11 protein-coding genes and 2 pseudogenes are annotated in these 11432 nt (G+C 57.3%); 2 read left to right on the top strand and 11 right to left on the bottom strand.

The window, feature by feature from the left end:
* Positions 1-8 precede the first annotated feature (8 nt).
* Together Q1B13_RS19045 and Q1B13_RS19040 are read left to right on the top strand one after the other, a co-directional pair.
* Positions 9-224, top strand: a pseudogene (locus Q1B13_RS19045) (IS6 family transposase); the annotation flags it as partial.
* A pseudogene (locus tag Q1B13_RS19040) lies at positions 215-609 on the top strand (transposase); the annotation flags it as partial. The pseudogenes Q1B13_RS19045 and Q1B13_RS19040, both read left to right, overlap by 10 nt.
* Before the next feature lie 5 nt (positions 610-614).
* Here the strand turns inward: Q1B13_RS19040 and Q1B13_RS19035 are convergent.
* The 11 genes from Q1B13_RS19035 to Q1B13_RS18985 are packed head-to-tail and all read right to left on the bottom strand — an operon-like array spanning position 615 to position 11382.
* Complete coding sequence (locus Q1B13_RS19035) at positions 615-1718, bottom strand: nucleoside hydrolase (RefSeq protein ID WP_299083032.1); 1104 nt, start codon at positions 1716-1718, stop codon at positions 615-617.
* Positions 1719-1730: 12 nt separating this feature from the next.
* Entirely contained in the window at positions 1731-2597 is an 867-nt protein-coding gene (locus Q1B13_RS19030; RefSeq protein ID WP_299083031.1) for an ABC transporter permease, read from the bottom strand.
* A 2-nt stretch (positions 2598-2599) separates the two neighbouring features.
* On the bottom strand, positions 2600-3508 hold the full coding sequence (locus Q1B13_RS19025; RefSeq protein WP_298934665.1) for an ABC transporter permease: 909 nt from the start codon (positions 3506-3508) through the stop codon (positions 2600-2602).
* A gap of 51 nt (positions 3509-3559) precedes the next feature.
* Positions 3560-4903, bottom strand: coding sequence for an ABC transporter substrate-binding protein (locus tag Q1B13_RS19020; RefSeq protein ID WP_298934666.1), 1344 nt, complete (start codon positions 4901-4903; stop codon positions 3560-3562).
* A gap of 25 nt (positions 4904-4928) precedes the next feature.
* Positions 4929-5972: an ABC transporter ATP-binding protein gene (locus tag Q1B13_RS19015; RefSeq protein WP_299083030.1), complete on the bottom strand. Its 1044-nt coding sequence runs from the start codon at positions 5970-5972 to the stop codon at positions 4929-4931.
* Entirely contained in the window at positions 5969-7393 is a 1425-nt protein-coding gene (locus Q1B13_RS19010; protein WP_299083029.1) for a hypothetical protein, read from the bottom strand. Before Q1B13_RS19010 ends, Q1B13_RS19015 begins: the two co-directional genes overlap by 4 nt.
* A gap of 16 nt (positions 7394-7409) precedes the next feature.
* Complete coding sequence (locus tag Q1B13_RS19005; RefSeq protein ID WP_299083028.1) at positions 7410-8138, bottom strand: GntR family transcriptional regulator; 729 nt, start codon at positions 8136-8138, stop codon at positions 7410-7412.
* A complete protein-coding gene (locus tag Q1B13_RS19000) occupies positions 8135-9031 on the bottom strand; it encodes a tagatose 1,6-diphosphate aldolase (RefSeq protein ID WP_298934670.1) in 897 nt (298 codons plus the stop codon). The genes Q1B13_RS19005 and Q1B13_RS19000 overlap by 4 nt, the downstream gene beginning before the upstream one ends.
* Positions 9028-10050: a dihydroxyacetone kinase subunit DhaK gene (locus tag Q1B13_RS18995; RefSeq protein WP_299083026.1), complete on the bottom strand. Its 1023-nt coding sequence runs from the start codon at positions 10048-10050 to the stop codon at positions 9028-9030. Before Q1B13_RS18995 ends, Q1B13_RS19000 begins: the two co-directional genes overlap by 4 nt.
* Positions 10047-10577: a DAK2 domain-containing protein gene (locus Q1B13_RS18990; protein WP_299083025.1), complete on the bottom strand. Its 531-nt coding sequence runs from the start codon at positions 10575-10577 to the stop codon at positions 10047-10049. The genes Q1B13_RS18995 and Q1B13_RS18990 overlap by 4 nt, the downstream gene beginning before the upstream one ends.
* Complete coding sequence (locus tag Q1B13_RS18985) at positions 10567-11382, bottom strand: sugar phosphate isomerase/epimerase (protein WP_299800235.1); 816 nt, start codon at positions 11380-11382, stop codon at positions 10567-10569. The genes Q1B13_RS18990 and Q1B13_RS18985 overlap by 11 nt, the downstream gene beginning before the upstream one ends.
* Positions 11383-11432: the final 50 nt, after the last annotated feature.

Below are 11432 nucleotides of genomic sequence, written 5' to 3'. Positions count from 1 at the left end.
GCCTGCTCATGGTTTCCTTCAAAGGTGCACAGTATCAGAAAGATGTGACCCTATTCGCTGCGCTCCTTTATGTTCGCTACGGCGTTTCCTACCGCGATCTGCAGGAGATCTCGGCAGAGCGAGGTTTATCCGTCGATCACACCACGATGAACCGCTGAGTGACGCGATACTTCTGCGCAATCGCTGACACAGCACATCGCCGCAGAGGCCCATGCGACCGCTCGACCTGTTCGTCACCGCCGGGGTCAGGTCAGCGACTAAATCAGCGCGCAGGCGCTGCCCAGCAGCTTCCCAAACGTCGACTGGCTGCTCGGGAATCGCGTCTATGACGCCGACTGGTTCCGAGATGCGTCAAAAGACAAAGGGATACGCGCCTGCAGCCCGGGTCGAAAGCAACGCAAGACCACCGTCAAGTACGACAAGCGCCGATACAGACGGCGCAAGCGAATTGAGTTCATGTTCGGCAGGCTCAAGGACTGGTGGCGTGTCGCGACACGCTACGATAGATGTCCAAAAGTCTTTCTCTCTGCAACCGGCATGTATTGGTTATCGGCCTTGATTCTAAGCCATGGTCGACCTCGAGTAACAGATCATACCAAAAACAACTGATTGGATTATCCTCTCTCAATAGCGCGATAAAAATCCTCAAAAACAACATCCCGTGCGACATCATAGGCTTCGCGCATGAGGTGGCGCGATGGGTCATTCTGCCAGTATAGATCGGCGCTTAGATGCGGTGAGGTTGTCAGATGGGTCGGCACGTAGGCGGCATCAAGCATCCAAGCAACGTTGATAATGTCCCAGATCACCCACGTTTTAGTATCCGGTTCTGATATCGCGTATTTCACGTGCAACGGGTTGTTTGTGTAGAGATGCCAAAGATAGTCACCAATCGCTCCGCGGCCCTTAACAAAAGCTGCCATTTCGGGCTTGGAAATCGTCAGCTGCGCGCCGACATGGTAGCCTGGCAGATACACATGCGGCACACCGCATTCGAACAGCAGACGCGACGACAACTGGTCTTGGACGAGGTTCAGTGAAGGTTCGTTGCAAAACGGGGCATAGCTGGGAAAGCCTGAAGTCCAGACCACAACGATATTGTCAATGATGTCCGGCGCCATCAGCAGGGCGGAACCGATGTTTGGCAATGCCCCCATGGCGAGAATGTAAACAGGACCATCTTCGCGATTGCGCGCCTGTTTGATGATGAACTGGGCCGCATCGGAATCAACCGGCGCGTCATATGACGGCAAATGCTGTGTCGAGCCATGGTACACTTTGCCTTCGGAGCCGACACCGCAGGCGTCAAATACGCGAAGGATTTCATCGTAAGAGCGCGCTTCACCGACATCCGGCGTAACAAACTCAATGTCATCCGCCGTACGGCCATCGGCTAGCAATCGTTGCGCCCATCCCGCGAAGGGGCCCACAAATTTACTGTCGTGATCTGTTCCGCCGCCTTTTTGCAGGGCGGCCACCGCATCATAAAGGCCGTCTCGGTGATGTAGGAACGAATAGGGGGCGGCGGTAACGCCTTCGAGGTTAAGGCGGTCTTGCGACAACAACGCCCAGGCCACGGCATATTGGTCATCGATCTCGTTGGCGGTGTCGGTGTCGATGATAACGCGGGGCATCGTGCCGGGTCGGCCCAGTCGTGTTTTTATCAGCTTATGATCAAGGGGGATGAACCGTTCCACGGCCTCTTTCAAAGTCGTCATGTCTTTGCCTTTCTAGTTGCCGAAGCCTTTGCCAAATGCCTCTTCTTTGATGAACCGCTCGGTAATGACCAAAAGGATGATACCGGGCACCGTCACAACCAGTGTTATGCCTGCCGCTGACGCGTCCAACGTACCACCCGCGATTTTCGAGAAAAGCAGTGTTGGCAATGTGATGATTTTGCCCTGACCCATAAAAAAGGTCAGAAGGAAGATATTTGTAGACACCAGAAACGTAAACAGCGCCCCTGCAACCACGCCCGGCAACAGCATGGGCAGGGTCACCATGCGCAGAATCTGCCAGCGTGATGCGCCAAGGATCATCGCCTGTTCTTCGAAATCACGACCCAGTCCCTGATAAACAGCGGTGAGCATGCGTATCATGTAAGGAATCGTGGGAATAAGGTGGACAATGATGATCCCTGTATATGTCCCGGCCAGCCCGATCTGGATAAAGATCATCAGAAGTGCGATACCGATGGCTGCCTCGGGCACGATGAGGGGCATGGAGAGAAAGAACTCAAAGGCCGACTTGCCGCGGAAGCTTTCGCGGGCAAGTACTCGGGCCGCGGGCAGGCAGATAATCAGGCAGATCACCGTGACCGCGCTACCGATAAAGACCGTGTTCAGCGTGGCCTCCCAGACCTGACTATAGGGTGAGATCACGTAGTCCCAGGCCAGGGGCAAAACTGATTTCTCACGTTGCTCCAGCCACCATGTGCTTGGTAGCAGATCAGGCCAGGCCCAGCGGAACGCAAAGCTCTGGATGATCAGCGGGACGAAGGGGCCCAGGATGAACCCTGCGATCAGCCACAAATAGACTTTCTGAAAAGGCGAAAGCCGTTCGCTCAGGGCCGTGGCATTGGCATTCCAACGTGCCATTGTTATTGCCTCCCGATGCGGCGTTCATACCGCCGGTAAATCGCGAGGTAGCTATAAAGGATACCGCCTGCGATAAGCGCGATGGACACAACCGTTGCCATCCCCTGAAGCTGCAGAGTGTAATCCGCATCGTTGAAGTATCGCCAGGCGACCACTGGTAGGGTGTCGGGGAATCCACCACCGAGGATGAACGGTGCTTCAAAGGCCCCTATGTTGAAAGCAAAGATAATGAGTGTCGATGAAATGATTCCCGGCAAGATCTGCGGCAGTGTCACCAAAAAGAAAACCTGCCGCTTGTTGGCACCCAGTATTGCTGCGGCCTCTTCTGTCTCTCGCCCGACGCCCAGCAGAACGGCGTAGATGGTCAGGGCGACAAATGGGGTCTGTTTCCAGACATATACGGCGATAATGCCCCAGCCCATATGCGTCTTGAGGATCTGCGGGAACTGCGCGGGGTCGTCGATCAAGCCCGCAAAGGCCATCAGCCGCGACAGCATTCCCCCATTGCCCAACATGATCACGGCCAGCGCAATGCCAACGGTGTACGGGATCATCAAAGGCAGTTTGTAGAGGTATTTATATAGCGTTTTGGACGGAAAGCTGCGCACCAGCGCAAGTGCAAGAAGAATACCTAGGACCAATGAAAGTATAGTCGCTGCAACAGCGTAGTACAGCGTCAGCCAGAGTGATTGCCAAAATGAGGCTTCACCCCAGAGCGCGCGGAAATAAGAAAAATCGGGAAAGGTGTTCACACCAAACCAGGGCGCAAAGCCCAGCGATTGCATGACGCCCAGCACAAGGGCGCCGCCAAAAAGCACCGTCAAGACAAGCACAACCGGCAGCAATTGCAATAGCATCAGCCGTCGTTCCCGACGCAACCGTCCCAGTTCGTTTGGCGCAGAACCACCCATTCTGAAATCCTTGTTCGAGCCCCCGCACAGCGCGGAGGCTCTGGGTAAGTATCACTGGTTCAGGTTGGCAACGGCGCGTTCCACGATCACATCGATCGAGTCCGTGCTTTTGCGCTCGATGTATTCCAGCCATGCGGCCTCGATGACATCAACCAGCGTCGCATTGGTGTCGGGCGCGGTGTTTGCGTCCAACTCTTGCTGCGTAATGCCGACAAAACCGGGTGAGGCTGCGGTCAGCTTTGCAACGTCGTCTTCGGACAAACGCCATGGGTCAATACCCGGTGGCATACCAGCAACCTCGAGCTTGGACGCTTGCGCTTCGACCGAGGCCATGTAGTTGGCCATAACCAGCGCGGCGGCCGGGTTAGGCGCGTTCGCGGGGATGACAAGATAGTTCTTGTTCTTGATCATGTTGCCTTCTGGGAAGATGAACTGTTCCGCCCCCTCAGGATAGGTGCCATCCCGCAACCCGATTGCGACACCATAAAGACCGAACTGACAGGAAAAATCGATTTCGCCGTTCAGGAACAAGCCATTCAGGGCTGACGGGTCTTCGGGATATCTTGCGCTGCTTCCTGACGCCCCCAGCAACATCCCGTCCAGCTCTTTGAGGTATTCCATGCCCGGCGTGATCAGTCGCGCCAATTCTGCGGCCCCCAAATCCTCAACCGAGTTCTGGAACGGAACTGCTCCGTTGCCGTCCGGATTATGCGCGTAGATCGCCGCCTGAACGAAAGTGTTGCCGATGAAATGGGGCGGCTTGACATAGGCGAACTTTCCGGGATTGGCCTCAAGATAACTTTTGAGTTCCGCAAACGTGCCCGGAATATCTTCCTTCGCGACCCGACCGGTATTGACCGAGCACACATATTGCTGACCTGACCATGGCATTTCCGACGCGTTGGTTTCAACGCCAAAGTCGCGCAGGTTCAGCAATGCGCGCGGATCATCGGCATTCCACTCGATATTGGCGCTGTTAGGAAGTTTGTCCGCAAAGGCACCGAACAGGGCACTCTGGCGTTTAAGCGTCGCAAAGTTTTCACCGTTCACCCAGATCGCATCAACGCTGCCTTCGCCCAGACCCTTGCCCGAGCCAAGCTCGGCCAGAACCAAGTCAACCGCGTCCTTGGTGCCGGTTATGCGAACAGGGTTGAGCTTTACGCCTTCGGCCTCAAGCCCCGGCGCAGCAAAACGATCCATCCAGATGTTGATCTGATCGCTGCCGCCCCAGTAGTAGAGGTTGATTTCACCCTCTTCCTTGGCGCGTGCCTGAATATCCTCCCAAGTCGCCGAGCCGGATGTAACAGCGTCGCGGAAGGCCTCGACATCTTGCGCATAAGACGCACTCGTCACCAACCCTCCAAGCAGGGATAACGTAAGAAGTGTTTTCTTCATGGTCTCCTCCTCTGAATTCTTTCCACTAGTCGGTTTCCTGAATGACCCAGATCCGCTCGGGCGCGATGGTCAGCCAGACGTCTTGCCCGACATCGATAACGCGGCGGGATTGTTCCGTGACCTGCACCGTCTCACGGCCGCAACTGACCCCGTAAGTGATGTTCGCGCCAAAGAAATCCCGGGTCGCAATCGTGCCACGAAAGACGTTTTGCGCGTCCGATGGTTCATCCAGATGCAGATCGATCGCCTCGCTGCGTAACATCACCGAGCGGGTGCCGTTCTGCGACGGGGCGTCAAAAGTCAGCACGCCAAAGTCCAGTGTTGCGGTCTTGTCCTTGATCTGCGCGGCAAAGACGTTTGTGGCGCCCATGAAATCGGCCACCTCAACGCTTTTGGGGTGTTTGTACAAGGCGTCCGGCTCGTCAAACTGCGCCAGATTGCCATTGAAGATCACCGCCACCCGGTCGGCAAGTTCCATGGCTTCGATCTGATCGTGGGTCACAAAAATCGTGGTGATCCCCAGCCGCTGTTGCAGGTTTCGAATAAAGCGTCGCATTTCGCCGCGCAGCTTGGTGTCGAGATTTGCCAGCGGTTCGTCCATCATCAGGACCGACGGGTTGGTAATCAACGTGCGTGCGATGGCCACGCGCTGCATCTGCCCGCCCGACAGCTGCGCCGGAAAGCGGTGGCGAAAATCTTGAAGTTGCACAACGTCCAGAATTTGCTCCAGCCGATCTTCGGCCTCGGCCCTGTCGGTTCCGCGCACTTTGAGCCCGAACAGAATGTTCTTTTCCACGGACATATGCGGAAACAGCGCATAGCGCTGGAACACCATGCCGACATTGCGGTTTTGCACCGGCACTTCGGAGACATCCTTGCCATCAAAGCAAATCTGCCCACTGGTCGGGATTTCCAGCCCGGCAATCATCCGCAGCGTTGTGGTCTTGCCGCAGCCTGACGGGCCCAGCAGGGCCACCAACTCTCCCGATGCGATATCGAGATCGATATGGGATATGGCTGTGAAACTGCCATAGTCCTTGCGGACACCTTTGAGGAGAACGGTCGTCACACGTCAGCTCCTTGCGGCAGACCGTTATGGGCCGGAATTATCGGCAACGCGGACATGCCGCACCATTGGGCAAACTCCTCGAATACGGCGCGATGCAGCCCGGGGACAAGAATGAAGTGATGTTCCAGCCCGTGTTCCAAAACGGTTGTCACCACGTCGCGGGCTGACCAAGCCCCCTTTGCGTCAGAAAAACCTCCGATCCAACCGCGGCAGCCGGTAAAGCCCGGTGCGGGCCCTTCGGCAATTGTGCCCTCAAGCGCGAAACGCGCTGTACCGTGGCGCGAGACACGCAGGATCGTGCAGTCTCCATGCGCAAATTCGTAGTCGGCGATGGCACCGTGAATTGGTCCGGCCTCGGTACCGCGCCCGATCATCGGGTGATTGATCAACGCAACCCCTTTGTCCGCCAGGTAAAGCGGGCCACCTCCGCCATGCCACATCAGGATCTGATCACGGTCGAAATCTGGTGACGTCATATCCAACAAGCAGCCCACACGACCAGTCAGAGATTTTGCCACAAGCTGAGTGACAGCCCCCAGAACATCGCCTTCCGATGCGATTGGCAGTGCGTCGTTTTCCTCAAGCCAGCTGAATGCAGCACCGGGATGCATCCCGGGATGATCTTGTAAGGCGGGCCAGTCGGACACCGTCAGTGCACCATAGCCGCCTTCCGTTGCGATCTGACGCAAGGCCAATGCCGCACAGGCGGTCAGTGCCATCTGATCATCCGAAACACCACGCACCTCAGCGGCCTTTGTCATGGCTGACAGCTCAGAGGCGACATCCTCGTCGGATTGTGCAGCCATCAGATCGGTCATGTGGTGGATATCAACATGCTCGGTCCAGACGCCAAGCTGCCGAAGCAATGTGTCGGATGAGACTTCCATATTGTAAAAGGTCATGGCCAGTCCGCCGACAACGCCGATCCGCACACCGTCCAAAGCCTTGCGCGCACTCAGTGCGCGGATGGTTTGCCCCATCCGCCGTTTCAGGTGATCTTCGTTTGGGGCACCAAGATACCATTGCACAGGGAATTTGCGTGTATCCCGCACACCGCGCATGATCGACATCGACATGTTAAGCGATACAAAATTGTTAAGCTGTATGTCCTCGGTCAGCGTCGGCTCGGGCGTGACCCAAACACCCATGGGCAGATTTTCCAGCGCCACTTCCCGCACCACGTCGCCCATGGTGAAGCCACCGTGCAGAAGCAGCAGAAAATCCACGCCTTTCGCGCGCAACTCATCCACCGCCTCGCGGGCTTCGACCGCGTTCATAGGGACGGTTTCGGCCAGGACGACCGAGGCGCCGTATGAGGCGGAAAACTCGCGCACCCAATCCGAGCAAGCCTCGAAAACGCCATGCTTGCCGGGGAAGTAGCTTGGCAGAGAGGCGTTGATTAATCCAATTGTCAGCGACATGAGCATCGCCCTTCCGTTACGCAGTTTGGCGCGGGGCGGCCCCGGCCAGATCAAAACTGATGGGTCCCTGACGGAACACCTGATCAAAGAAAACCGGCGCCCCGTCCGCGTCAAAGGCGGTGCAGGCCTGCGACAGTATCGGAGTGCCAGCCGGTATATTCAGCAGTTCGGCGATTGCCGGTTCGGCAAGAAGGCTGTCCAACGTCTCGCACGCGCTGGTCCAAGCCAGATCGAACACCTGCTGCAAAATTCTGAGGATGGATTGGCTCTGCCCGGTTTCCGGGAAGTGATCGGCCGAGATATGTGGCACCAGCCGGCTGGGTATCCATGTTTGGGTCAGCATGCCCGGCACGTCATCGATCGTGCGCAGCCGTTCAACCAGTGCCAGCGGTTCTTTAAAGTACTCTTTGACGGCAGGTGGCACAGTGTCTGCTTCGACCTCAAGTCGCAGCAACCGCGCGCCAGGCACACGCCCTTCGCGCAGAACTTTGTCGGTGAAAGACACAAGGCAAGTTGAGGTCGGCGGTGACAATGTCGCAACGTTATATCCGCTGCCCTGGCGCGAGGTCAGATAACCGTCGCGCACCAGAATTTCCAACGCCTTGCGGATGGTGACACGGCTGACGCCAAAGGCGTTTGACAGCTCGCTTTCGGTGGGCAAGCGCATACCAATGGCATATTGCCCGGTCTGAAGCCGGTTCAGGATCTCATCGTGGACCTGTTTGTATTTCGCAACGTACATCATGCCAGCGCATCCTTCAATGCATCCAGCCGCTCGCGGCCGATCGACTGCATCCACCGGGCCATTGCGACGGAACCTTCAGCACCAAAAATGGCGATTGCATCGCTCCAGATCGCGCGCCCGCACATAAAGCCCTTGGCGTTCACGCCTGCCTTGCGCGACAGGGCCAACGCATCACGGAATTGTTCAAACGTGACCCCGGCGCTGAGATACAGGATCGGGATATCACCCGCCGCTTCGGCGGCATCGCGGAAGGCCGTCATGGCCTCGGACTCGGTCATGGCGGAGCCGATTTGCGCGATATTGACGGGAATTTCGACCTTTAGAATATCAATATTGAACTCTGGCGCGGCAAATGTGCGGGTGGCAGATCCGACAAGCCCCGGTTTGGCCATCGCAAATTCGGCAGAGCCGCTATCTTGTATGTCGCGTTCATACACGAGGGGCTCGAACAGAAATGTCACCCCTTGCGCGCGACACTCGGCCCCGATCTGGGCCACAAGGTCCTTTTTACGCTGGTTCAGCGCTGTAGGATCGTTCGGCCCGTAATAGAGAAAAAACTTCAAAACCTCCGCACCCAGACCTGGATAGTCTGCAATGCTCAGGTTGTCCGGCAGCTTTGTCATCCGGTCGTCGTCCGAGATGTGATACACGTCCGCTTCATATGCCAGCATCCTGACGCAGGCCTTGTCAAATGCGGGCAACAGCTCGCGGCCAAGCGAGGCATCGACCAGCATTGTGGTGGCAAACGGGCTAAGCGTTTCAACCGTGATACGTTTGAATTCCAACAAATCATCGGCACTTGCATGTACACCGCGCGCCTCGCGCAGGGCGGCCTCGAGACCGCTGCCCTGATCGACAGCGACACCATGAACAGGACCAAAGAAGATACTCATGTGGCCTCCATCCTGATCTGCGGAAAGAATGGCGTGTCGGATGGCGCCAGCCAGTACCGCAACATCTCGTCTGTGGGTTCCAGGAAGGAAATCGAGAATCCACCCATTTCCTGCGTTGTTACATAACTGCCGATCATCGGCGCAATTGCGCGAATGCCCTGTTCGGCCAGCGTGGTGCGTGTTTCTTCCCAAGCGGTCAACTGTTCCATCAACGTGGTTCCGCCCATCCCGTTGATGATCACGCAGACCTGTGCGCCTTTTTGCATGGGCCGGTCGGCCAGAAGTGCGTCAATCATCTGCCGAACAAGATCGCGTAGGGGGCCGGTTTTGACGCGCCCGACACCGGGTTCGCCATGAACGCCCATGCCAAGGAAAATCTCGTCCTCCGGCAATTCAAACATGGGTTTACCTGTCAGGGGCGACACGGGCGGAGTAATCGCCGCCGCGAGCGTCACAAGCCGGTCACGCACAGCTTCGCCAAGGGCGATCAGCGCATCAAGCGGTTGGCCTTCCTCGGCCGCCGCGCCAAGGATTTTGTATATGAACATCGTACCCGGAGCTCCGCGCCGGTCCTGTTTGCGATCTGGCGGCGCGGCGGAGATGTCATCATACATCGGCATGGGAACGGTGCGGATGCCCAAATCCTCGGCCATCATGGTGGCTGCGCGCCCGTTGATCATGTCGCCGGAATGTTGCGATATCAGCAGGATTGAACCCGCGTCGCCAGTCACCTCGGAAATCCCGTCCAGTATCAGATCCGCCGAAGGCGCGGCAAAAACATCCCCCACGACATTGGCATCCAGCAATCCGGCCCCGACAAAGCCCATAGCAATCGGTTCATGACCTGAGCCATTGCCGATCAATAACGTGACTTTTTCATCGACGTTTTTCCGATCCGCTGAACCGCGAATGATCACGCGCGGATCACTCTGGCCACGTTGCACTTGGGGAAAGGCGCTCACAAAGCCGTCCAACATATCGTCGACCATCGTTTCGGCGCTGTTGAACAGTTTTTTCATTCCGATACCTTTGCAAGGGTCTCCAGAAAAATCACAACCGAAGCGGCACCCGGATCCATATGTCCGCGCCCTGCGTTTTCGACGTATTGTGCTCGACCCCTGCGGGCAGTCATGCCCACGGTGGCATCGCACCCCGTCGTCGCGGCGGTGATCATCGCCGCCAATCCGTTGTCCTGCGCGGCAAGCGCCGGGGATAGGGCGTCCACCATGCTTTTGTCGCCTGGCGCAACGTCCCCCAGATCGCAAATCCTGTCGCACGCGCGAGTCAGGTTCAGTGGCGCGCCCGCGCCCAGATGTGCCTCAATCTCAAGCAGGATCAGACCAAACAAGGTGCCGGATGCGCCGCCCGACGCTCGCATGAACGCCTTGGCGCGTTTGCCATCCTTTGCCGCCGCTGCCTTTGTCAGGCCGCGCAGCATGGTCGTGCCGTGATCACCATCCCCGATGGCGGCATCAAGCGCGTTGAGATGGTCTGCTTCAACGGCATAGCGCGCCAGAAGCGACTCAAAGAAACGGTCAGCCGACATCGCCGAAAACCTCTTTCAGATAGGCCAGCGTTTCTACTGCGGCCCGGTTCGGGTCGGGCTCGATATCGCGCCAGATATTGAGATCCCGGCTGGAGGCATGTCCGGCCATCACGAACATCTCGGCAACGATACAACCTTTATATCCGATATTTTTCAAAGCTTTGGCATCAGCGGCAAAATCATAGTGACCAGAACCGGGCTGGCCCCGGTCATTGTCAGACACATGGTAGTGCACCAGCGTATCACCCGCGGCGCGGATGGCGGCGGGTGGGTCTTTTTCCTCGATATTCATGTGGAAACTGTCGAGCAGCACGCCGATGTGATCCGATCCTGTCGCACGCGCAATGGCGCAGGTCTCTGCCGCGGTCGAGGTCAGATCGGTTTCGAACCGGTTAAGCGCTTCGATCCCTAGGAAAACGCCTTCGGCTTCCAGAACTGGGGCGACGCGGGCCAAGGTTTCCGCTGATCGGGTCGCACGGGCGGTTTTGTGGGCGGGGTCGAAAACACCCCAAGGTGCGGCCACCACACCGGCGAGGCTTTTGGACCCCAATCGCGCCGTTATCCGGATTGCATCGCTAAGTGCGGCGACGGCGCTGTCACGGATGGCCGGGTCTTCTGAGGTCGGGTCCGCCTCGGGGCCGAGGCCAGTTGAACAAGTCATGGTCAACCCGCATTCATTGGCCTTTGCCCGGATCTTGTCGGCACGATCAAGCCCAACGCCAAGCAGCGACAGCTCGACAACATCATAGCCGATTTGTGCAGCAGATTCGAAGATCGGATCCGGATCGTCGGTCCAAGCTTTCATCCACAGTCCAGAATGGATACCGAACTTCACGCCAAGTCCTCCCCGCAGTC

It is taken from the genome of uncultured Ruegeria sp. (genome assembly GCF_947489545.1).
Lineage (GTDB): Bacteria > Pseudomonadota > Alphaproteobacteria > Rhodobacterales > Rhodobacteraceae > Ruegeria.
The sequence above is the reverse complement of the archived record's forward strand: the minus strand, read 5'-3'. Positions and strand labels throughout refer to the sequence as shown.

What these genes read in the sequence shown, in the direction of transcription:
- Q1B13_RS19035 (WP_299083032.1), bottom strand. Translation starts at nt 1,718, where the DNA reads ATGACGACTTTGAAAGAGGCCGTGGAACGGTTCATCCCCCTTGATCAT.
- Q1B13_RS19030 (WP_299083031.1), bottom strand. Translation starts at nt 2,597, where the DNA reads ATGGCACGTTGGAATGCCAATGCCACGGCCCTGAGCGAACGGCTTTCG.
- Q1B13_RS19025 (WP_298934665.1), bottom strand. Translation starts at nt 3,508, where the DNA reads ATGGGTGGTTCTGCGCCAAACGAACTGGGACGGTTGCGTCGGGAACGA.
- Q1B13_RS19020 (WP_298934666.1), bottom strand. Translation starts at nt 4,903, where the DNA reads ATGAAGAAAACACTTCTTACGTTATCCCTGCTTGGAGGGTTGGTGACG.
- Q1B13_RS19010 (WP_299083029.1), bottom strand. Translation starts at nt 7,393, where the DNA reads ATGTCGCTGACAATTGGATTAATCAACGCCTCTCTGCCAAGCTACTTC.
- Q1B13_RS19005 (WP_299083028.1), bottom strand. Translation starts at nt 8,138, where the DNA reads ATGATGTACGTTGCGAAATACAAACAGGTCCACGATGAGATCCTGAAC.
- Q1B13_RS19000 (WP_298934670.1), bottom strand. Translation starts at nt 9,031, where the DNA reads ATGAGTATCTTCTTTGGTCCTGTTCATGGTGTCGCTGTCGATCAGGGC.
- Q1B13_RS18995 (WP_299083026.1), bottom strand. Translation starts at nt 10,050, where the DNA reads ATGAAAAAACTGTTCAACAGCGCCGAAACGATGGTCGACGATATGTTG.
- Q1B13_RS18990 (WP_299083025.1), bottom strand. Translation starts at nt 10,577, where the DNA reads ATGTCGGCTGACCGTTTCTTTGAGTCGCTTCTGGCGCGCTATGCCGTT.
- Q1B13_RS18985 (WP_299800235.1), bottom strand. Translation starts at nt 11,382, where the DNA reads ATGAAAGCTTGGACCGACGATCCGGATCCGATCTTCGAATCTGCTGCA.